18 protein-coding genes are annotated in these 23150 nt (G+C 38.5%); 14 read left to right on the top strand and 4 right to left on the bottom strand.

Features of this window, described 5'->3' with window-relative positions:
- Window positions 1-392 precede the first annotated feature (392 nt).
- Window positions 393-1064: a B3/B4 domain-containing protein gene (locus PZE06_RS19095; protein WP_275791911.1), complete on the bottom strand. Its 672-nt coding sequence runs from the start codon at window positions 1062-1064 to the stop codon at window positions 393-395.
- A gap of 109 nt (window positions 1065-1173) precedes the next feature.
- Between PZE06_RS19095 and queG the strand changes: the two genes are divergently transcribed.
- The 4 genes from queG to trmL all read left to right on the top strand — a co-directional run bounded on the left by queG (window position 1174) and on the right by trmL (window position 5636).
- Window positions 1174-2307, top strand: coding sequence for a tRNA epoxyqueuosine(34) reductase QueG (gene queG / locus PZE06_RS19090; protein WP_275791910.1), 1134 nt, complete (start codon window positions 1174-1176; stop codon window positions 2305-2307).
- Window positions 2308-2552: 245 nt separating this feature from the next.
- Window positions 2553-4037 (top strand): aldehyde dehydrogenase family protein, encoded by a 1485-nt coding sequence (locus tag PZE06_RS19085; RefSeq protein WP_275791909.1) that lies wholly within the window; start codon window positions 2553-2555, stop codon window positions 4035-4037.
- A 102-nt stretch (window positions 4038-4139) separates the two neighbouring features.
- Complete coding sequence (locus tag PZE06_RS19080; protein ID WP_275791908.1) at window positions 4140-5012, top strand: amidase domain-containing protein; 873 nt, start codon at window positions 4140-4142, stop codon at window positions 5010-5012.
- 150 nt (window positions 5013-5162) lie between these two features.
- The gene (gene trmL, locus PZE06_RS19075) at window positions 5163-5636 is read left to right on the top strand and encodes a tRNA (uridine(34)/cytosine(34)/5-carboxymethylaminomethyluridine(34)-2'-O)-methyltransferase TrmL (RefSeq protein WP_095314767.1); all 474 of its coding nucleotides are present in this window, start codon (window positions 5163-5165) and stop codon (window positions 5634-5636) included.
- 116 nt (window positions 5637-5752) lie between these two features.
- On the opposite strand, the gene PZE06_RS19070 is transcribed toward trmL, so the two are convergent.
- Both PZE06_RS19070 and PZE06_RS19065 read right to left on the bottom strand, forming a co-directional pair.
- Window positions 5753-6544, bottom strand: coding sequence for a cytochrome c oxidase assembly protein (locus tag PZE06_RS19070; RefSeq protein WP_275791907.1), 792 nt, complete (start codon window positions 6542-6544; stop codon window positions 5753-5755).
- Entirely contained in the window at window positions 6534-7007 is a 474-nt protein-coding gene (locus PZE06_RS19065; RefSeq protein ID WP_275791913.1) for a DUF2243 domain-containing protein, read from the bottom strand. The genes PZE06_RS19070 and PZE06_RS19065 overlap by 11 nt, the downstream gene beginning before the upstream one ends.
- Window positions 7008-7178: 171 nt before the next feature.
- Between PZE06_RS19065 and nfsA the strand changes: the two genes are divergently transcribed.
- The 9 genes from nfsA (at window position 7179) to PZE06_RS19020 (ending at window position 19821) form a co-directional block, all read left to right on the top strand.
- Complete coding sequence (gene nfsA, locus PZE06_RS19060) at window positions 7179-7928, top strand: oxygen-insensitive NADPH nitroreductase (protein ID WP_275791906.1); 750 nt, start codon at window positions 7179-7181, stop codon at window positions 7926-7928.
- Between the two features lie 507 nt (window positions 7929-8435).
- A complete protein-coding gene (locus PZE06_RS19055; RefSeq protein ID WP_275791905.1) occupies window positions 8436-10331 on the top strand; it encodes a PrkA family serine protein kinase in 1896 nt (631 codons plus the stop codon).
- A gap of 598 nt (window positions 10332-10929) precedes the next feature.
- On the top strand, window positions 10930-12102 hold the full coding sequence (gene yhbH / locus PZE06_RS19050) for a sporulation protein YhbH (protein WP_275791904.1): 1173 nt from the start codon (window positions 10930-10932) through the stop codon (window positions 12100-12102).
- A 107-nt stretch (window positions 12103-12209) separates the two neighbouring features.
- Window positions 12210-13025 (top strand): class I SAM-dependent methyltransferase, encoded by an 816-nt coding sequence (locus tag PZE06_RS19045; protein ID WP_275791903.1) that lies wholly within the window; start codon window positions 12210-12212, stop codon window positions 13023-13025.
- A 206-nt stretch (window positions 13026-13231) separates the two neighbouring features.
- Entirely contained in the window at window positions 13232-14830 is a 1599-nt protein-coding gene (locus PZE06_RS19040; protein WP_275791902.1) for an ATP-binding protein, read from the top strand.
- Window positions 14827-15492, top strand: coding sequence for a response regulator (locus PZE06_RS19035; protein WP_275791901.1), 666 nt, complete (start codon window positions 14827-14829; stop codon window positions 15490-15492). The genes PZE06_RS19040 and PZE06_RS19035 overlap by 4 nt, the downstream gene beginning before the upstream one ends.
- 203 nt (window positions 15493-15695) lie before the next feature.
- Window positions 15696-16751, top strand: coding sequence for a DctP family TRAP transporter solute-binding subunit (locus tag PZE06_RS19030; protein ID WP_275791900.1), 1056 nt, complete (start codon window positions 15696-15698; stop codon window positions 16749-16751).
- 3 nt (window positions 16752-16754) lie between these two features.
- A complete protein-coding gene (locus tag PZE06_RS19025) occupies window positions 16755-17792 on the top strand; it encodes a TAXI family TRAP transporter solute-binding subunit (RefSeq protein ID WP_275791899.1) in 1038 nt (345 codons plus the stop codon).
- 52 nt (window positions 17793-17844) lie between these two features.
- Window positions 17845-19821 carry a TRAP transporter permease gene (locus tag PZE06_RS19020; RefSeq protein ID WP_483314079.1) on the top strand — a complete coding sequence of 659 codons (1977 nt, stop codon included), beginning with the start codon at window positions 17845-17847 and terminating at the stop codon, window positions 19819-19821.
- 166 nt (window positions 19822-19987) lie between these two features.
- On the opposite strand, the gene PZE06_RS19015 is transcribed toward PZE06_RS19020, so the two are convergent.
- On the bottom strand, window positions 19988-21646 hold the full coding sequence (locus PZE06_RS19015) for an FAD-binding dehydrogenase (RefSeq protein ID WP_275791897.1): 1659 nt from the start codon (window positions 21644-21646) through the stop codon (window positions 19988-19990).
- Between the two features lie 506 nt (window positions 21647-22152).
- On the opposite strand from PZE06_RS19015, the gene speD reads away from it, so the two are divergent.
- A complete protein-coding gene (gene speD, locus PZE06_RS19010; protein ID WP_275791896.1) occupies window positions 22153-22959 on the top strand; it encodes an adenosylmethionine decarboxylase in 807 nt (268 codons plus the stop codon).
- Window positions 22960-23150 lie beyond the last annotated feature (191 nt).

The raw sequence follows: 23150 nt of genomic DNA, 5'->3' as shown, positions 1-23150 counted from the left end.
GCTTCCGAAGCTTTAAGCGTTTTAGAGCTAAAATCTTATTAACACATAAGTATAAAAAAGTGGGTGTTCATATTGGGTAAGGGCGAAGTAAGAGTTACTTCACCCCAACAATTGACGTTGAACCTTTATTTATTGGGCTTTGTTCGATGTCAGCATTGATTTATTGATAAAACTTTCAGTAAAACTGAAAGTTTAGAGAGTAAAAGAGCACAAAATGTTAAACAAAACCATTTATTTATAAAAAAGTGAAACTTTTTATCGGAGCATCCGTCTAATTAAATGAGAACATTCTCTTTTGGGAGAACCAACCATCTGCTTTACCCCTTTTATTATAAAAATGGAGCCAACAGCATTTGCTGTTGGCTCCGACCTATTTTGGGAGCAAAAGCCGCTTATACTCTACTTAATATTTCTAAACTTCCGGTCCCTCCATGAATTTGCAGAAACATTTTTTGAAGAGATTTAGCAAGTTCCTTTGCATCATTGACTTGCATAGAAGGGCATAAATAGATAATTTGTAACGCCTCTTTTGTTTTATCCGATACGGAGGTTCTCTTTGAATCAATATATGGGCTACCAAAGGGACCATTCTTATCCGCAGTCACGATGATATCTCTTAAATGATTTAATCTACCATTAAGACCCTCATATTCTTCGCCATCTTCCCCAATACGGATTGTTACTTTATCGTTTACAGATTTGAGATCATAGATTCCTAAAGGCATTTTATATTGTAAGGAGAAGAAGTTATTTAAATCGATTGCACTATTAACAGACTGAAGATAATGCTGTTTTTTTATTCTGCGATAAAGTGCTTCGGCTGAATGGCGATAGCGATTCGGATCTTTTCCAGTCTTTTTAAAAATCGTTCTCCACTCATTTATCTCTGATATGTCTGCAACATTTTTCTCTTCTAAATCAAAGAAAATGGCTTCCTGAAATAGCTGCAATCTTCCTTTCAACATTTGTGGAGAAGACCCCACTTCAATATTATGATAGTGGATGACCGCAATTTTAAAATCAGGGATAAGTGTGTATAACTGGGGGGATAGATTAATTTCCAAGCATTCCACCTCCAAAAACTAATGAAAATAGTTTATCATAGTGAATATGGTTTTTCACAATAAAGAGCTTCTTAATATATGGATCACTTAAAGAAGGGAGGGAGTTGAAATGAACTACGATCAATTGAAACAAGAGATCATTGCCTATAGTAAAACGATCGGAATTGACAAAATCGGTTTTACCACTGCGTCTACCTTTGATGAGTTGAAAAATCGCTTGCTTCAACAACAAGAATTAGGTTATCATTCTGGATTTGAAGAACCGGATATTGAAAAAAGGGTAAATCCAGCATTATTGATGAATCATCCGCGTTCGATTATTTCTATCGCATTGGCTTATCCTGCAAAAATGGGTGAACGAGTTGTGAGCAAGAAAGGGGAGAGACGTGGCCTTTTTTGTCGAGCATCTTGGGGACTTGATTACCATGTGATTTTGCGAGAAAGATTGCAGAAGTTAGAGGACTTCATAAGGGCTAAAGTGCCTGAGGCGAATTGTAAATCGATGGTTGATACTGGTGAATTAGTTGACCGTGCTGTTGCAGAAAGAGCTGGAATTGGCTGGAGCGGAAAAAATTGTTCGATTATTACACCTGAATTTGGTTCCTATGTTTATTTAGGAGAAATGATGACAAACCTTCCATTCACTCCCGATAAACCGATGGAGGACCGCTGTGGAGAGTGCAATAAATGTATTGAAGCATGCCCCACTGGTGCACTAGTACAGGGAGGTCAAATTAATGCTAAACGGTGCATTGCTTTTTTGACTCAGACAAAGGAATTTATTCCAGATGAGTTTAGAGAAAAAATTGGCAATCGTTTATATGGTTGTGACTCTTGTCAAACAGCTTGTCCAGAAAATAAAGGCAAGAACTATCATTTTCATGAAGAAATGAAGGCGGAACCGGAAGTAGTAAAACCACTGTTAAAACCACTTTTACACCTTAGTAATCGCCGTTTTAAAGAGAAATATGGCCAGCTATCTGGTTCATGGCGAGGTAAAAAGCCGATTCAACGCAATGCGATTATTGCCCTTGCTCATTTTAAGGATGAAACAGCGGTAAATGATCTAGTCTCAGTATTAAAAGAAGATGTGAGGCCGGTTATGAGAGGAACTGCTGCTTGGGCACTTGGGAAAATTGGCGGTGACAAGGCCGAACAGGAGTTACTTGAAGCAATGGCAAAAGAAACGGATCGAGAAGTGTTATTGGAAATTGAAAAAGGACTACAATTGATTCAAGGTTAAGAAGATAGCCACTTGCAGTGGCTATCTTCTTTTGTTCGAATCCATTATCAATAATTCTATATTTTTTGAAAATTTCATAAAATAGTAGTAGTTTTATGTCGTTAAATATCAGAATTTTTCGATTTTTAAACATTGATTTTACAAGATTAGTAGTGTTACGATCTGATTGTAAGCGTTGACATTTGGGGATTTAATATTTTACAACTAGTGTTACATAAAATATTAAATTTTGGAGGAGGAATTTTATGAGTCAACTTGCAGTAGGGGTAAAAGAAAAAGTAGAGAAGTTTTTACAAGGAAAAAAGAAGCTTTATATTAATGGTGAATTTGTTGAAAGCAAGTCACAGAAGACTTTTGATTCCTACAATCCAGCTACTGGAGAAGTGTTAGCTTGCGTCTTTGAGGCAGAAGCTGAGGACATTGATCTTGCGGTGAAAGCTGCGCGACGGGCATTTGATGAGGGACCATGGTCTAATATGAGCGCTGCCGAACGTAGCAGACTTATGTATAAGCTTGCTGATTTAATGGAAGAGAATAGAGAGGAGCTTGCCCAATTAGAAACCTTGGATAATGGCAAGCCTATCCGTGAAACAACAAATGCGGATATTCCACTCGCTATCGAGCACATGCGCTATTATGCTGGTTGGTCGACAAAAATTGTCGGACAGACAATCCCTGTTAACGGACCGTATTTCAACTATACGCGTCACGAAGCAGTTGGTGTAGTCGGACAAATTATCCCATGGAACTTTCCGCTTCTTATGGCGATGTGGAAGCTTGGAGCGGCCCTTGCAACTGGCTGTACAGTTGTGCTTAAACCAGCTGAGCAAACTCCGCTGTCAGCACTTTACTTAGCAGAACTAATTGATGAAGCTGGTTTTCCACCAGGGGTTATCAATGTTGTTCCTGGTTTTGGAGAAACGGCAGGACAACCGTTGGTAGATCATCCTTTAGTCGATAAAATTGCTTTCACAGGCTCGACTGAGGTTGGGAAGTTAATTATGTCGCATGCATCGAAAACATTAAAGCGTGTAACTTTAGAATTAGGAGGAAAATCTCCGAACATTATTTTGCCTGATGCTGATTTAACAAAAGCGATTCCTGGTGCACTTAATGGGGTCATGTTTAATCAAGGTCAAGTATGCTGTGCCGGTTCTAGAGTATTTATTCAGAAGAAAGACTTCGATAATGTTGTAGCTGATATGGCTTCTCATGCTGAGAAGATAAAGCAAGGTGCCGGTATTCATGCAGATACAGAAATCGGGCCGCTTGTTTCAAGTGAACAGCAAAATCGTGTATTAAATTATATAGAAAAAGGGCTTAATGAAGGAGCTCAGCTTGTTACTGGTGGGAATAAACCACAGGAACAGGGCTATTTCGTTTCTCCAACGATTTTTGCCGATGTACGAGATGAGATGACCATTGCGAAGGAAGAAATCTTTGGACCTGTTATTTCAGCTATGCCGTATGACGATTTAGATGAATTAATAAATCGTGCCAACAATAGTGAATACGGATTAGCTGCTGGTGTTTGGACACGAGATGTAGCAAAAGCACACTATATTTCTAATAAATTGCGTGCTGGAACGGTTTGGGTTAATTGTTATAACGCGTTTGATGCTGCTTCTCCGTTTGGTGGTTATAAGCAATCGGGAATTGGCCGTGAAATGGGATCCTATGCCCTTAACAACTACACAGAAGTGAAAAGTGTATGGGTTGCTATGCAATAAAATAAGAGTATGGAAATTTAGGAACTCATTCTTTTGAGTTCCTTTTTTAATTTCTCTTTTTATGTCTGTATTCATATATATGATATGAAAGGAGTGTTCGATTTGAAAGAGCAACTGCAAGCACATCTCATGAAACGCGTAAAACAATGTGTAACAAATTCTAGGCATAGTACTTGTGAGAAAATAGAAAGAAAAAAAGAAAGTCTTTCTAAAAGAAAAGGTGAAATAGTTAAGGCTCGTGCAACAGGAAAAATTAATCATCAATCGGAAGAGCTTGAGTATTCAAAAGTATTTTATCAAGTTCATTTCCAATATGTGATTAACCATAAAGGTCAAATTTATCTTGAAGAGGAAGTGGAGGAGCGGTTTGCCGAGTTTTTTAAGGGAATTTTAATAGAAGATCATGAAGTCGCAATTGCGCAGACAAATGTACGTGAAGCGTTCACAATTGCTGAACTCACTAATGGTGATGAACGGGCGTATTTTCGATATGATCGCTTAAAGGCTGTAAGATATGCAGAACGGTGGTGGAATGAGTTTAATCCGGTTTTCAAATCATTTGAAGTCAATTGTACGAATTACATCTCCCAATGTTTACATGCTGGAGAAGCGCCAATGACTGGATATCCTAATCGAAGTAAAGGGTGGTGGATGCAGAACAAGAGTTGGAGCTATAGCTGGACGGTTGCACATGCATTTCGTTGGTATTTGCCAAATGCGAAATCTGGTTTAAGGGCCAAAGAAGTAAAAGACCCAAAAGAATTAGAACGAGGAGACGTTATTTGTTATGACTTTCAAGGAGATGGCAGATTTGATCATACAACCATTGTGACAGCAAAGGATAAAGATGGAATGCCTCTTGTTAATGCAAATACGGCAAATAGCCGAATGAGATATTGGGCTTATGAAGATTCAACAGCATATACACCTAATATTCAATATAAGTTTCTTCATATTATGGATGATCACAGTTGAATTTCTTCATTAGAAAAAAGATGCTATAATAGCTGGGTGGAGTGTGTAAAAAGCCATTTTCGTTTAGTTGCTTTCATGCTCACGTTAAGAAAGAGATGGCTAGATCTTTTCTAGGAGAAATAGAGAAATAGTACGAGGAAGTGAATTTTGGTGGCAGTGCATGTAGTTTTATACCAACCAGAGATACCGGCTAATACAGGGAATATTGCCCGGACCTGTGCAGCAACGGACACAACTTTGCATTTGATCCGTCCGTTGGGATTTTCAACAGATGATAAAATGTTGAAACGAGCAGGACTGGATTATTGGGAATATGTAAATATTGTTTATTACGATTCTTTAGATGAATTTTTTGAAAAAAATGCTGGTGGAGAGTTTTTCTATTTAACGAAATTTGGAACGAAGCCTCATTCTGCATATGATTACAGTCAAAAGGAGCAAGATTATTATTTTCTTTTTGGAAAGGAAACAACTGGGCTCCCTAAAGATTTAATTGCGGCCAATCCAGAGCGTTGCCTTCGTATCCCGATGAATGAAAATGTTCGTTCATTAAATTTATCAAATACGGCTGCCATTTTAGTATATGAGGCGTTAAGGCAGCAGGAGTATTTGCACCTTAAATAAAATGTTCTATTATTATTGTAAAAGCGATCAGAGTAAAAATGAATTGCCCCCCAATTGTTAGACACACCTAACAATTGGGGGGCAATTCAAAACTTTGAACGCTTTTTTATTTGCATTTAAATCTTGACTGTTTTTTTCGCCAGCGATGATTTGCGGTTGCTAGCTTTGTACCATTGAAAACAGAAGAGGATGATAATGATAATATCCACAGCATCCCCTCCATAATACATAAGCATAGCTCCTTTCTCTGCTTCAGGAGCTAAAACGGTGGGAGGCGGATTAAGGTAAATAGATTTTGCTAATATCCCATGACTGGCAGTAGCGAGAATGAAGATGACCGCACGATATATATAACTTTTTCTTTGAGGGGTCGGATCAATATAAATCATCGAGGCTGTAAACAGATACCCAGCGATAAAAACATGTATATGAATGAAAATATACAAAATTAAATTTTGATGCATCATTGAATAGAGCTTAGTACTATAGAGCAACCATAATCCGCCCATATTGAGAAGTGATGCGATGATGGGATTGGTCAAGAGCTTTACGGGCAGCCTTTTTAAAAGCTTTGTGATCTGCCGTCCTTGATTTACAGGGATGCAACGCAGCAAAAGTGTCATTGGTGCAGAAAGAACGATTAATAGTGGAGCAATCATCCCAAGGAGTAAATGTCCAACCATATGTGCAACAAAATCGATGTGAATTCGATCTGCTAAAGGGCCTATAACGACTGTCATTGCGCTAAAGATCCCTATTTTCCAAGCTATTATGCGGTAAAGCGGCCAATGTTTATAATGTTGATTGGAGCGAAAGACAGCGAAAATATAGGCGAGTATCAATAGTAAAAACGGTGCAGCAAGAAGCAAGTCATAGTTGAATTTTTGCAAGTTGTGTTCATTGTGCATGATCGGTTGCCCCTCTGCTTGATTTCCCTGTTTTTATAATGAGAAGGAGGCCAGACAAAATCATGATGATGGCAATAAAATTCCAAATGAGATCATAAATGATGACATTTTCCACATAGCGAATTTGATGGATTTTCATTAATTTATGCTGAATTAATCCATCATATAATTGGAATGCCCCACCCCCAAGTAATACAGCTCCTATCCAACCTTTTAAGACAAATTCGTTTCTTCGTCGTAAATCGGCAAGCAGGAACAAACCTCCAATGGTCGCAAACCAACTCAATGCGTGAAAAAGGCCATCAGAAATCAAGCCAATGCTTAATGTACTTTTATCATAAAAATGATGCCAATGTAAGATTTGATGAAAAATAGCTTCATCAAGAAAAGCGACCAAACCAAGTCCGAAAAAGATGCCTGACCATAAATTGCGACTCAAAAACTTTCTCCTCCAAAGTTTTATTTAATAAAAATATAGACAACATCATAGTTATTTACACATTAAAAGTAATCCATACTTTGTTGCTCAACTTAACTAGAAAGTGATTGAACGTTCTGAAATCGTAATATTTGTATCTGCAGATTATATTTGATTGAATGATATTAAGTTAAGCTGAAAGAGAGGGAAATTGAAATGAACAAGGTAATTGAAACGATTTTAAATCATCGCTCAATCCGTAAATTTGAGGATAAACCGTTGTCAAAAGAGCAAATTGAAGCTATTGTCGCAAGTGCTCAGGCTGCTTCGACGTCAAGCTTTATTCAAGCTTATTCGATTATCGGTGTGACAGATAAGGAGAAGAAAAAGAAATTAGCAGAGCTCGCTGGACAGCAATCCTATGTAGAAAAGAATGGTCATTTCTTTGTCTTCTGTGCTGATTTATATCGTCATACACTCATTGGCGAATTAGAAGGGAAAGATGTTGAACCTTCGCTTGAAAGTACGGAGAAATTTATGGTTGCTCTCATTGATGCCGCCTTGGCTGCCCAAAATGCTGCGGTTGCCGCTGAATCGATGGGATTAGGAATTTGCTATATTGGTGGGATTCGCAATCATCTTGAAGAGGTTGTGAAATTACTAAAAACACCGCAAAGAGTAATTCCTTTATTTGGATTGGCTGTAGGGTATCCAGAGAATCTGTCTGCTCAAAAGCCAAGATTGCCTTTTAAGCATTTATACCACGAAGATACATATGAAGTGGATACCCAAACCTTAATTGATGAGTTGAAGGAATATAATGAAATCATTAAAAAATATTATCTAGAAAGAACAGATGGAAAAAGAAGTGACACTTGGACAGAGCAAATGGGAACAATGCTTGAAAAACAATCACGTATGTATATGAAGGATTTTGTTGAAGGGCAGAAATTGAAATTAAGATAATAAAAAGCTGCTGAGCTTACTCAGCAGCTTTTATATACAGCAAAAATTATTTATTCGCACCTGGCTTATCGTTGTAGCCAGCTGTGAAGATAGCTGATAGGAATGCAACCATAACCCCAAGAATTAGAATTAGTTTCACGTATGTATGCCCCCTTAAAAATAGATTTTATTCATAGGTTTTGTTAGCTGGCGGTGCTGATTTTTTACTCATTACGTGTGAAATCTTGTCGGATAACAAAATGAGTAAAAAATCTTTTTTCAACCATAGTGTAACAAAGTCTAGCCAAAAAAAACGATAGCAAAAATAACATATAAACTTATTATAGCCTATCCGTTTAAAAGTGTGAATGTTAAGTATGGATTTTTTTTGACAGCCGATTATTTCTGTACTGCGAAGGATTTTCCATTCCAGTGTTCATAAAACTCCTTCTTGTTTTCGCATGTTCGCTCAGTAGCTCGCATAGATTATATTAATCGTCTCTGATCAAGCTACAGGGGAGGGTCCTTATGGATATTTTAAAAAAAATTGAGATGCAAAGACATGAAGAAGAAAAGTTGAAATGGGAAGGGACTTTTGCAGAGTACCTAGAGATTATTAAAGAAAAGCCATGGGTAGCCCAATCAGCACATTCACGCGTTTACAATATGATAAAAGATGCAGGAGTAGAAAAAGTTGATGGGAAGAATCAATATCAATTTTTTAGTAATCAGCTGTTTGGCTTGGAAGAAGCATTGGAAAAACTGGTGGAAGAATATTTTCATCCAGCTGCAAAGCGACTTGATGTCCGAAAGAGAATCCTTTTATTAATGGGACCGGTTAGCGGAGGGAAGTCGACGCTAGTAGCAATGTTGAAGAGAGGCTTGGAGGCGTATTCTCGAACAGATCGAGGAGCTATTTATGCCATTAAAGGATGCCCGATGCATGAAGATCCATTGCATTTAATTCCACATCATCTTCGTCAGGACTTCTTTGATGAGTATGGAATTCGAGTCGAGGGAAATCTTTCTCCCCTTAATACGATGCGCTTAGATAAAGAATATGGCGGGCGGATTGAAGATGTAATTGTGGAAAGAATCTTCTTTTCCGAGGACAAACGAGTCGGGATTGGAACATTCAGTCCTTCTGATCCGAAATCACAGGACATTGCTGATTTAACGGGGAGCATTGATTTTTCTACGATTGCTGAATATGGTTCCGAATCAGACCCAAGAGCCTATCGCTTTGATGGGGAGCTCAACAAAGCAAATCGCGGGATGATGGAATTTCAAGAAATGCTTAAATGTGATGAGAAATTTTTATGGCACTTGCTTTCATTAACGCAAGAAGGGAATTTTAAAGCTGGCCGATTTGCATTAATTTCAGCGGATGAACTTATCGTTGCCCACACAAATGAAACAGAGTATCGTTCGTTTATTTCGAATAAGAAAAACGAAGCATTGCATTCAAGGATTATTGTGATGCCCGTTCCTTATAACTTAAAGGTTAGTCAGGAAGAAAAAATTTATGAAAAAATGATTCGAGAAAGCGATGTTTCGAATGTGCATATTGCCCCACATACGTTAAAGGTTGCAGCGATGTTCACGATATTAACGCGTCTAAAGGAACCGAAGAAAGGTGATATCGACCTCGTTAAGAAAATGAGACTCTACGATGGCCAAAATGTCGAAGGCTTCAATTCCGCTGACGTAGAGGAGCTTAAAAAAGAATATAATGATGAAGGCATGAGTGGCATCGACCCTCGCTATGTCATTAACCGCATTTCATCAACGATAATTCGTAAAGAAATGACATCCATTAACGCTTTGGATGTTTTACGGTCATTAAAAGAGGGGCTTGATCAGCACCCTTCGATAACCGATGAATTAAAAGAACGCTATTTAAACTTTATTTCTGTTGCCCGGAAAGAATATGATGATATTGCCAAAAAAGAAGTACAAAAAGCATTTGTTTATTCGTATGAAGAATCGGCGAAAACATTAATGGACAATTATTTAGATAATGTTGAAGCATATTGTAATAAAATTAAGCTTCGCGATCCATTAACTGGAGAAGAAATTAATCCAGATGAAAAGCTTATGCGTTCGATTGAAGAACAAATTGGAATTTCAGAAAATGCCAAAAAAGCTTTTCGTGAAGAAATCCTAATCCGAATTTCCGCATATGCCCGCAAAGGCAAGAGATTTGACTATAACTCTCACGATCGACTGCGTGAGGCCATTCAGAAAAAACTATTTGCAGACTTAAAGGATGTTGTGAAAATTACCACTTCAACCAAAACTCCAGATGAACAGCAATTGAAAAAGGTTAATGAAGTAGTAGCGCGCTTAATTGATGAGCACGGCTACAACTCCACTTCCGCCAATGAGCTTTTACGCTATGTTGGAAGCCTACTAAATCGTTAAAGCTCGTTTGAATTTAATATTAAGCGACTAATTGGCTGGTATGATGCGGTATTCAACCGAACTCATGCCGGCCTATTTCTACTTTATTTACAAGGCTAAAACAGCAGCGGTGTGTTTGACTATAACGCATTTAAAGGAAGCGAGTGGAGTCCGTAAAAGTGAGGCATTCGATCGCAAGGAGTAAAATGGAGTGGGTGAAGTCCGAATAGGTATTTTATTCGACGGAAGGGGTAAAGAGCAAGTGAATGAAGTCCGAATAGGCGATGCACAGCCATGTTAGCATTTTTTGTATAAGTAAGTAAATTTTAGGGATGATGTGTGCAGCTTTTTTGAAATCTGCTTTTCTTAGCTTACTAAAGCTGTAAAGAAAGTTGTCCAATTTTATAGGCGAATTGATTATTTGTCGAAATAATTTGTAAATTATTTATGATTACTGCATAGGATAGAGTAATCACCATTTTCCATTTAGCATGAAAGACCCGAGATATTGTATGCATGGAAGTGGAAAAGTGTGAATTTATTTCCCTATTCTCTTTGAAAAATTGCCAATCGAATATTTTAGGTGAATTTATAAGCACAAAAATAAGGAGGGGTTAGAATGACTGATGCTAATAATCATCAATTTGTGATTTCGAAGGAAGATTGGTCCCTCCACCGCAAAGGCCACGATGATCAAACACGTCATCAGGAAAAAGTCCAAGAAGCGATTCGCAATAATTTACCAGACCTGATAACTGAAGAAAATATCGTGATGTCAAATGGGCGGGAAGTGGTGAAAATACCGATTCGCTCATTGGATGAATATAAAATTCGCTACAACTATGATAAGAACAAGCATGTTGGTCAAGGTGATGGGGACAGCCAAGTAGGTGACGTGGTTGCAAGAGACGGTTCAAGTGGCCAAAAAGGACCTGGGAAAGGCCAAGGTGCAGGAGATCAAGCAGGTGAAGATTACTTTGAAGCAGAAGTTTCGTTAATGGACATTGAAGAAGCTTTATTCAAAGAGCTCGAACTTCCTAATTTGAAAGCGAAAGAGCAGGATAATATTGTGGTAGAGCACATTGAATTTAATGATATTCGCAAAACAGGGTTAATGGGAAATATCGATAAGAAAAGAACGATGATGGCTGCATTCAAACGTAATGCGATGACTGGAAAGGCGAGCTTTCATCCGATTTATCGTGAGGATTTAAAATTTAAAACTTGGAATGAGGTCGTAAAGCCCGAATCAAAAGCGGTGGTCCTTGCCATGATGGACACTAGTGGTTCGATGGGGATATGGGAAAAGTATATGGCACGCAGCTTTTTTTTCTGGATGACCCGATTTTTACGAACGAAGTACGAAACAGTGGAAATTGAGTTTATTGCTCATCACACTGAAGCGAAGGTTGTCAGCGAGGAAGATTTTTTTTCTAAAGGAGAAAGTGGAGGAACAATTTGTTCATCTGCTTACCGAAAAGCATTGGAGCTAATTGAGTCGAAATACAATCCAACTAGATATAATATTTATCCATTCCATTTTTCAGATGGAGATAATCTAACTTCTGATAATGCCAGATGTGTCAAGCTTGTTGAACAAATCATGAAGGTATCCAATATGTTTGGGTATGGAGAAGTAAATCAATACAACCGCCATTCAACCCTCATGTCTGCGTACAAAAACATCAAAAATGAAGACTTCCGTTATTATATCCTCAAGCAAAAAGCCGATGTATTCCACGCCATGCGAAGCTTCTTTAAAAAGGAGCAGGAAGATAAGATGTATGCTTAAAAAGGTCAGCACGCTGCTGGCCTTTTTGCTGTTGTGTAAGAAGGTTATAGCTAAACATCTTTTTCGCCAAGCAGGAATCCTGCAAATCAGTCTCGAAGTGTTAGACTATGCGTGAGCAATTTAATGGACAGAAGGGACTGGTGACACTGAAAGATTATGAAGCTAAAGAGTTGGTGAAAAGTATTTTTGGAAAAAACGCTGAGAAATATGTGACGAGTACTACTCATTCAAAAGGAGATGACCTTCCGTTAATATTGGAATGGTTGAATCTTAAAGATGATTCGGTTGTTCTGGACGTTGCTACAGGTGGAGGACATGTGGCGAGGACATTGGCTGCGAAAGTCTCTACTGTTTTTGCGACCGATTTGACAAAGGAAATGTTGAGCAACACGGCAGCGCATTTAAAAGCACAATTTAAAAATATCCACTATATTGTCGCAGATGCAGAATCAATGCCTTTTTTAGATAATACATTTGATGCTGTGACTTGTAGAATTGCTCCCCATCATTTTCCTAATCCGCATGATTTTATTAGTGAAGCAAACAGGGTACTTAAGCCGGGAGGGAAATTTTTATTAATTGATAATATTGCTCCGGCTGATTCTGAAAAAGGCGCATTTATGAATCAAGTGGAAAAATTGAGGGATACGAGCCATGTCCGATGCCTTTCTATTTCAGAGTGGAGAACACTTTTTCAGGCTTATGGCCTTGATGAAGTTAGATCCGAGCAGAAAAAGAAAAAATTTTTATTTTCCGATTGGGTCGCACGTACTACCGAAAATCAGCAGCAGCGGGACGAAGTTGAACAATTATTATTGAATGCACCGGAAGAGTTTAAAGAATATTTCTTAATTCAAATTAGTTCTGGCAAAATTCAATCTCACCAAATTGATGAATGGATGGCTCTTTGTGTAAAAAAGTAAAAGATTCTTGGGTTAACTAGAGTTCAAAATTGCTATAAAGATAAGAGCTAGCTTCTGATCCCATGTAAAAGGAGGAGGAGATAGCTTTTTCTTTTATTCCCCCTCCTCTGAATGCCCTATTTTTTAAAAATATGAAAACACTTACAATTTATTTATGTATAATCTAAATGACTACCATTTTTTTCATATTAAGAGGAAGTGATGTCTTGAACATTGGTTTACGGACGAAGATGCTGTTAATGTCCTTTATCGTTGTCTCCGTGTCCATTGTTACGAGCGGTTGGATTATGGTGTACCGATATTCGGAAGTACTCGAGAAAGAACTTGGTGAACGTACAATGGCGATTGCGAGAACAGTTGCGCAAATGCCAGAGATCAAAAATAATGTCGGAAAAAGCAACGGGGAGAAGGTCATTCAACCAATTGTAGAAAGAACAAGGGTTTCTACGAAGGTAAATTACATTGTAGTGTTTGATATGAATCGAATCCGCTATTCTCATCCTTCTGAGGAACAGATTGGGAAGCCGTTTGTAGGGGGTGATGAAAATGCTTCCTTAGCAGAACATGAATATATTTCAAAGGCGTTAGGGACCCTTGGTTATTCGGTTCGTGCCTTTGTTCCAATTATGGATGAAGAAGGTGTGAAACAAGTAGGGGTGGCTGTTGTAGGAATTCTATTGCCAACCTTTCAATCTTTGTTAGGAGAATATCGCAATAATATTTTACTTTCACTTTTGTGGGGGCTCTCGGTTGGACTTGGAGGCTCGCTCATCTTGGCTAATCACATAAAAAAACAGACATTAAATATGGAGCCTTATGAAATTGCGAGAATGGTAGAGGAGCGCTCTGCTGTTATGCAGGCAATGGATATGGGAATTATTACGGTTGATGAAAATGGAAAAATCACCTTTATGAATAGGTTGGCGAAGCAATATACCGAATTGGTGATAGAAGACAAGAGGCGATGGATGCACTTATCAGACATATTTCCGACTACGTGGAAGACCATGGTCACGTTATTGAAGGATCAAAATCAGCAAAATATGAATAGAAATATCGTATTGAATAATAGAACATATTTGATTTCGCTTTTCAATATTATCGTTAAAGGTAAATTTGCCGGATCGCTTATTACGATGACTGATCGAACAGAAGCAAACCGATTAGCAGAGGAGCTTACAGGTGCCAAAACGCTTGTTGATGCTTTACGAGCGCAAAACCATGAATATATGAATAAGCTTCATAGCATTGCAGGACTAATTCAATTAAATAGAACGGAGGACGCGTTGGAATTTATTATTGAAGAAACAACAATTGAGGAAAATATATTGCAGTTTTTAAAGGAAGCAATTAATAACCATCCTGTTTCTGGTCTGTTAATTGGGAAGAAATCACGTGCTCGTGAATTGAATATTGACTTTAAGATTGACCATGCTAGCTATCTTTATGAACTTGTCGATGGGTTTAGCTCTGGGGAGCTTGTAACGATTGTTGGCAATTTAATCGAAAATTCATTTGAGTCCTTTAGCGACAAAATGAAAAAACCTCAAGTAGAATGCTTGATTCAGGGGGATGAAACGAAACTATTAATTTCTGTTAAGGATAACGGAGCAGGGATTGCAGCTGACCGATTAAGCGATATATTCACGTATGGCTATAGTACAAAAAAGAGAGAAGAACGTGGGATTGGACTTGCTCTCGTGAAAAATATTGTCGAGAATCATGACGGGCAAATTAATGTTACATCAACAGTTGGCGTGGGCACGAATATAACCATTATTGTTGAGAGGGGGAGAACTGGATGATAAAAGTTGTTATCATTGAGGATGATCCGATGGTTTTAGAGGTTAATGCAGGCTTTTTAGAGAAAGTACCTTTTTTTCTATTAGATGGCAGTGCAAGATCGGGAAATGAAGGGTTAAATCTTATTTCAATGAAAAAACCGGACCTTGTTTTATTGGATATGTTTCTCCCAGATAAGTCTGGAAGCGAGGTATTAAAAAGTATTCGTGAGATGGAGCTTCCGACTGATGTCATTATGATAACAGCCGCAAGAGACTCAAAAACGATTCACGAGGTTTTTCGCATGGGAGCTGTTGATTATATCGTGAAACCTTTTCGCTTCGATCGCTTTAGGGCAGCGATGGATTCGTACGAGAAAATGTGGAAAAAACTTCGCGATGACTCCGATCTCAGACAGGAAGATATCGATGAAATGAAAAAAATGAAATTAGAGCAGGAGTATCTTCCGAAGGGATTGAGCGAAAAGACGATGAGACAAATACTGCGGACATTAATTGAGCAAAACGAACCAGTTACTGCAGATAGACTTGCTTCCGTTTTAGGAATGGCAAGGGTGACAGTTAGAAGATATTTAGATTACCTTGTTCAGAGGGGAAAGGTTCAGTTTGAAATCCAATATGGAAGTGTCGGGAGACCAAGCCATTATTACTATTGTTTAAGCTAAGTGATAATAGCCAATTAAATTTCTTCAAAGCAATAACAAATCAATATTAATATGAAAGACCAAAAAGACCATAAATACCTTTATGGTCTTTTATTGTCGAGGTATTCAGATTTTTTTATAATCTAAATAATCAGAAAAATGATTAATTTTTGCGGAAAGGATCATTAAGCTTCATTATTACAAGAACTAGGAGGATATGAAGATTGCATCCTCATATTTTTAACTTTCTTTTAGCCTTTGTTCTCATTATCCTTGCTGCTTGCCAAACAACTGATTATCCAGTTGATCATGAACAGCTTAGCAAGGAAGAAAGAATTGTGATTGCTTTCTCTCATATTGTCGGTGAGAATACGCCGAAAGGTTTGGCTGCAAGGCGATTGGCAGAGCTCGTCAAAGAAAGAACAAATGGTCAAGTTGAGATTCAAGTGTTTCCAAATGGCTATCTTTATCGAGATGGTGAAGAAATGAAAGCTTTATTGAGGGGAGACATTCAGATGATTGCTCCTGCGATGTCGAAGCTTTCGAATGTGGCTCCAGAGTGGGAGGTTTTCGATCTACCCTTTGCTTTTGAAAAAAATGAAGAAGTGAGGGACTTTTTAAGCGGTCACATGGGTGAAATTTTATTTCGAAAGCTAGAAATGAAGGGGTTTCATCCGGTAGGAATTTGGGATAATGGCTTTAAACAAATGACAAATAGCATTCGACCATTACATGAACCTAAGGATTTTTTAGGGTTGAAATTTCGCATTATGCCAAGTTCAGTTATTTCTAAACAATTTAAAGAGTTGAATGCCATGACGCAGGCAAATTCTTTTAATGAAGTCTATCAAATGCTTGAAAGAGGAGAAATGAATGCACAGGAAAATACTTTTTCAAACATTGTTAGTAAAAATTTGCATTTTTTACAAAGCTATTTGACCATCAGTAATCACGGTTATCTTGGTTATGTCATCCTGATGAACCAAGAATTTTGGGAAAGTCTCCCTAAAGATATAAAAATAATATTGCATGAGGCAATGAAGGAAGTATCAGAATGGCAATACAAAATAGCGAAGGACTTAAATGAGGAAGCGCTGAGAGAGTTAAAAAATTGTGATTGCATTGAGATTTACCATTTAACAAGTGAAGAAAAACATAGCTGGGGGAATGTCTTCAAGCCTATTTACCAACAATTTGAGGCAAGGTTTGGAGCTGACTATATAAAGAATCTTCCAAAGCATAAAGTGGATGAGGTTCAACAACAAATCAAGGGGGAATAACAATTGAACTGGAAAAAGAAAGCGTTAACAATTGCTGTAGGAATGAGTTTTATTATGACAGCAGCATGCAGCAATGGAGGGAGTTCATCTTCGAGTACGGAGACAGACGGAGGAGAGATTCATTATCAAGATTATCCAACGACTGTGAAAATAGGAACTGCTTCACAAGGAGGAGCTTATAATATTGTAGGCGCGGGTTTAGCTACATTATTGGAACAAGAACTTAGTGTAAGCGCAAATGTTGAAGTTACTGGAGGACCTGTACATAACATGCAGTTACTACAAGCAGGTGATCAAGATATTGGACTTGTAACGCTTGGGCCAGCTTATGAAGGGTATACTGGGACTGGTGATTGGACAGAAGGGAATAAACTGGAGGATGTAAGAATTGTTTTTCCGATGTATACAACACCGATCCACTGGTGGGCTTTAAAAAGTGCAGGAGTTAATAGCTTGGACGATATTAAAGGGAAGCGTGTAGGTGTTGGTCCTTCAGGAGGTACATCGGCAACGTATGTTCCATTAATTCATGATGTTTTAGGATTAGATACTGAAAATATATTTGCTGGTGCAAGTGATATGGGATCGCAACAAATGGATGGGCAGCTTGACATTATCGGTTACGCTGCTGGAATTCCAATCCCCGCTGTTCAAGAGGTTGAAGTGCAGAGGGAGATTGTTTTCTTTGGAATTGATGGTGATAAGAGAGAGAAGGTGATTGAGGAATTTCCTTATTTCTTCCCATTTACCGTCCCAGCTGATACTTATGATTCCTTAGAAGAGGATATTGAAACGGTAGGGATGTTTAATTTTGGTGTCGTGCGTAAAGATGCGAATATTGATTTTGTGTATGAGTTAGTAAAGGCCTACCACGAAAATAAAGATTTATTGGTTCAAACGCATGCTTCGATGGAAGAAGTGGACCCGGAAGATATTACGATCAATAAGGATGTTCCCTTACATCCAGGGGCGATTAAATATTATGAAGAGATTGGTATAGAGTTACCGGAATCTGTTTATCCGCCTGAGTGGGAAAAATAATGGTGGTAGGATGCCTATCCTTCTGTGGGGATAGGCATTCTCATCTATGGAGGTGCAAAAGTTGGAGAGAGAAGAAATGAGACAAACGAAAGATAAGTCTGTCATGGCAATGCTTGGGGAAGCAGAGCATCAAGAAGAAATGCTGGAAAGTTCAGCCCCTGGCAGAGTATTTGGAAGCAAACTTGGCTTCATTTTTACGATTATCGCTGTAATTGGTGCCTTATATCATCTTTGGGTTTTGAATTTACACCCTGTCGATCCATGGATTTTTCGTGCAGCTCATTTATTATTTGGCTGCATCTTAGGGTTTTTGCTTTTTCCAGGTTGGAAAAAGGCACAAGGAAAAGTGCATATGCTTGATTGGCTCTTAGTTGCTGCCAGTATCGGTGTGTTTATCTATATTTATTTAAATTTGCAACAAATTCTCTTTCGTTTTGGGGTAATGCCAACAACAATGGATTTTGTTGTTTCACTTGTCGGGATTTTACTCGTTTTAGAGTTAACAAGGCGAACAAGTGGCTGGACTTTGCCAATATTAGCTGGAATTTTTATTTTATATGCTTTTATTGGACCATATCTTCCAAGTATTCTACACCATAGCGGATATAGTCTTGAGCGGTTTACCACTTATATTTACGGTCTGGATGGCGTGTTTGGTGTAACGCTTGATGTGTCATCTAAATATATTTTATTATTTATCATTTTTGGAGCTTTTCTTGAAAAATCCGGTGTGGGTCGTTTCTTTATTGACTTTTCTTTTTCTCTTGCAGGCGGTTTACGTGGAGGTCCTGCGAAAGTCGCTGTTATTTCAAGCGGTTTAATGGGAATGATGAATGGAACTTCAGCAGGAAATGCAGTGGCAACAGGTTCTTTAACGATTCCACTGATGAAGCGAGTTGGTTATAAATCAAGGTTTGCAGCTGCTACTGAAGCAACAGCATCGGCTGGTGGACAAATTATGATCCCAATCATGGGTGCGGGTGCGTTTTTAATGGCAGAAATCACTGGAATCCGCTATAGCGAAATTGTCATTGCAGCAACGATTCCGGCATTGCTCTATTTTTTATCAGTGTTCTTAATGGTAGATTTTGAAGCAGTTAAAAGAGGAATGAAGGGAATTCCTAGAAAAGATTTGCCAAAGTTTAAAGATATCGCAAAAAAAGCATACTTATTTATCCCCATACTTGTTTTAATTGGGCTTTTGCTTAATGGCTATTCAGTGATTATGTCTGGGACGTACAGTATAATTGCTTGTTTTGTCGTAAGCTTTTTTAGCAAGGAAACAAGAATGGGATTAATGAAGGTAATCGGGGCCCTTGAGTTAGGTATGAAAAATACTATTCAACTTTTAGCCGTTTGTGCTTGTGCTGGAATTATCGTTGGTGTGCTTGCTTTAACTGGATTGGGTTTACGTTTTAGTTCAATGCTTTTTTCAATTGCTGGCAGCAGTGAATTACTAGCACTGGTGTTTGCAATGCTAATTTCGATTATTTTAGGAATGGGGATGCCTACGACTGCAGCCTATGCTGTTGCAGCTTCTGTTGTTGCGCCTGGTTTGATGAACCTTGGAATTGAACCCATCTTTGCCCATATGTTTGTTTTCTATTTTGCTGTTATGTCTGCTATCACGCCTCCTGTTGCGTTGGCCGCATATGCTGCTGCCGGAATTGCTGGGAGTGATCCAATGAAGACAGGGGTTGAAGCATTCAGATTAGGAATTGCCGCCTTCATCGTTCCATTTATGTTTGTTTATAGTCCTGAGATATTAATGGTAGGTAGTGTCGGAAGTATTGCCGTTGCAAGTATTACTGCAGCCATTGGGATTTATCTTCTCGCTGCCAGCATTCAAGGATGGTTTGTCGGCCGGAGAGCAAACGCAATTGCGAGAATGTTATTAGCGGGGGCAGCATTGCTCTTGATTGATTCAGGGCTGCAATCAGATCTAATTGCTCTTGCTATAGTGGCTACAGCGGCAGCAGTTCAATTATTTTTTGTTAAAAAAGATCCGCCAGCAACGATAACCGTATAAGAAAAAGGGTGCTCTTAAAAGTACCCTTTTCCACCTAATGCATTCCATATTAACAATAAGCAAACTTCATTCTATGATACAAAAAAGATTGCCGCTTACCGAAATAAAGTAGGCATACTTAAACATAGCCTCGCTGATTATGAGACGAGCTGTTCCTTCAGCTACATTATGACTTTAGTACTTTTACTAGAGCACGTCCAGCTTGCCTTCCAGTAAAAAGGCAGGCACCAACAAAGGTTCCTTCAAGCGATCGATAGCCGTGTATGCCGCCACCACCAAAACCGGCTACCTCACCAGCTGCATAGAGTCCTTGGATTGGGGTTCCATCTTTACCTAAAACACGTCCAGCAAGATCAGTTTGAAGACCACCGAGTGTTTTGCGACTAACAATATTTAAGCGCACTGCTATTAACGGTCCATTTTTTGAGTCTAAAATTTTATGGGGTTTTGCGACTCGGACTAGCTTATCTCCGATATAATTTCGTGCACCGTGAATGGCAGTAATTTGTAAGTCTTTTGTGAATTTATTATCGATCTCCCGATCTCTTGCACTCAGTTGTTTTTCAATATGAGTGACATGAAGCAGATTTTCTCCACTTAGTCTGTTCATACCAGCAACTAATTCTGGGAGTGTTTTGGCGATGACGAAATCCTCACCTTTCTCCATAAACGCTTTAACTGGTGCAGTTGGACCGGGGAGAATTCGTGATAATACTTGTTTAATGCTTTTTTCAGTTAGATCGGGATTTTGCTCTGAACCGGAAAGCGCGAACTCCTTCTCAATAATTTTTTCAGTAAGGATAAACCAGGAATAATCGTAGCCTGATTTTTGTATGGCCTCGAGTGTACCTAGCGTATCAAAACCAGGAAAGATAGGAGTGGGGAAGCGATTTCCCTTAGCATCCAACCAAATGGAAGAAGGCCCAGGAAGGATGCGAATCCCGTGGTTGGGCCAGATTGGATTCCAATTTTTAATCCCTTCTGTATAGTGCCACATTCGATCTCGATTGACGATTCTTCCCCCAGCTTGTTCTGTAATGGCAAGCATTCTTCCATCAACATGTGCAGGTACTCCTGAAATCATCTTTTTGGGAGGTTCGCCTAGGCGAGTAGGCCAATTTTTGCGAATCAGCTCGAAATTTCCTCCGATCCCTCCACTTGCGATTAAAAGAGCTTCAGCATGAAATTCGAATTCTCCAATTTTCTCCCGGGAGCTTTCTTCTCCACGTGCGGCACTGCTAGAAACTAAAATATCCCCTCTTGCCCCAACAACTGTACCATTGTTGTTAATAAGTTCATTGACCCTATGGCGAGGTCTGTAGTCAACAAGTTGAGCAAGTATGGCTTCTCTCACTTTCTTTTCAAAAGGCTTTACGATGCCTGGACCTGTGCCCCATACAATATGAAAACGTGGAACTGAGTTACCGTGCCCTTCAGCTAAATATCCGCCACGCTCCGCCCAACCAACAACCGGGAAAAAACGAATTCCCATTTGATGGAGCCATTCTCTTTTTTCGCCTGCAGCGAAATCTATATAGGCTTCCGCCCATTTTTTCCCCCAATAGTCTTCATCGTGTTCCCGATCATAACGAGCAGTGCCTAACCAATCCTGCCATGCCAATTCTTTAGAATCTTTAATTCCCATTCTTCTTTGCTCTGGTGAATCAACTAGAAAAAGTCCGCCAAATGACCACCAAGCTTGTCCGCCCATCGAACTTTCTGGCTCTTGGTCAAGGAGTAGTACCCTTTTTCCTGCTTCAGCTAGCTCAGCAGTGGCGACTAAACCGGCCAGTCCAGCTCCAATCACAATCACATCGTATTTCAAAATATTTAGCCCCCTGTTTCTCGTTTTACATAGTTAAATTCCCTATCGAGGGATTGTTTTCCTTCTTAATGAGTATGAAGATAAGCATAACAAGGGCAAATTCTCCGTTAAAAGCGATTAGAATCCTTTCACCTTTAAAGAGCCATAATAAATTATGAAGACATTGTTTTTTCCTGAATCCCCATTATTTCTTCGCTTTTAGCATTGGCGATTCTTTCAATTATGCCAACAATTTAAATAAGCAAACTCATAAAAAGGATTTTATTATTTGGCTCCTAATAGTTTGAAAATTTTATTCTCTTCCCCATTTTTTTGTTATTAGGAGCGTTATTATGCTTCATTTCATTTCTGTTATCGCATCTTATTTGATGCCCGGTATATTAAAGGTAATTATTGTTTAGAACATCATAATTGAAAAGGTTTCCTTTGTTTTTTTATGCATAATATTATGTTTTCAAAAAAATATAAGAACATGGGATTTATACAAACACAAAGGGGATTTGGTTATGAACCTAACACCGAGACAAATTGTCCAACTACATGGATTTAATAATTTAACGAAATCATTAAGCTTTAATATGTATGATATTTGCTATACGAAAACGAGAGAGGAGAGGGATGCTTATTTAGAATATATTGATGAGGTTTATAATGCTGAACGGCTAACGAATATTTTGTCAAATGTAGCAGATATTATCGGCGCCCATATTTTAAATGTTGCGAAGCAGGACTATATTCCGCAAGGAGCAAGTGTGACGATTCTAGTCTCAGAAGGTCCTGTTGATGAGGCAGAGACTGAAGCATTTGAGGAATCTCCAGGTCCGATTCCTGGTTCAGTAGTAGCCCAAATGGATAAAAGCCATATTACTGTTCATACGTATCCTGAGTCGCATCCAGATGAAGGCATTAGCACTTTCCGTGCAGATATTGATGTTTCGACCTGTGGTGAGATATCTCCATTGAAGGCGCTGAATTATCTAATTCATTCCTTTGAAACAGATGTGATGACGATGGATTATCGGGTAAGAGGTTTTACAAGAGATATAACTGGCCATAAATTATTTATTGATCATGAAATTAATTCCATTCAAAATTATATTCCAGCTGAAGTAAAGAAGCTTTATCATATGATTGATGTTAATGTGTATCAAGAAAATATTTTTCATACGAAATGTAAGTTAAAGGAGTTTGATCTGGCAAATTATTTGTTTCATCAATCTAAAGCAGATTTATCGGTAGAAGAAGAGGAGATTACTGAAAAGCTCGTGACGGAGATGGATGAAATCTTTTATGGGAAAAATATAACTGATTAATGAATATCAAATACATTTTCATTGTTAATTTTAAAGAGTGAGCTGATTGGTAAAATCAAGTTTGTCCATTGAATTTGTGAAGTTCGTTATTATGCATGCCGAGCGTTTGCTTTTGAACATAATTTTGCACATGAAAAAGACTGCATAAGCTTGTAGTCTTTTTATGTTGTGAAAAAACAGGCTTTAAGAAC

Source organism: Robertmurraya sp. DFI.2.37 (assembly GCF_029211245.1).
Classification (GTDB): Bacteria; Bacillota; Bacilli; order Bacillales; family Cytobacillaceae; genus Robertmurraya; species Robertmurraya methanolica_A.
The sequence above is the reverse complement of the archived record's forward strand: the minus strand, read 5'-3'. Positions and strand labels throughout refer to the sequence as shown.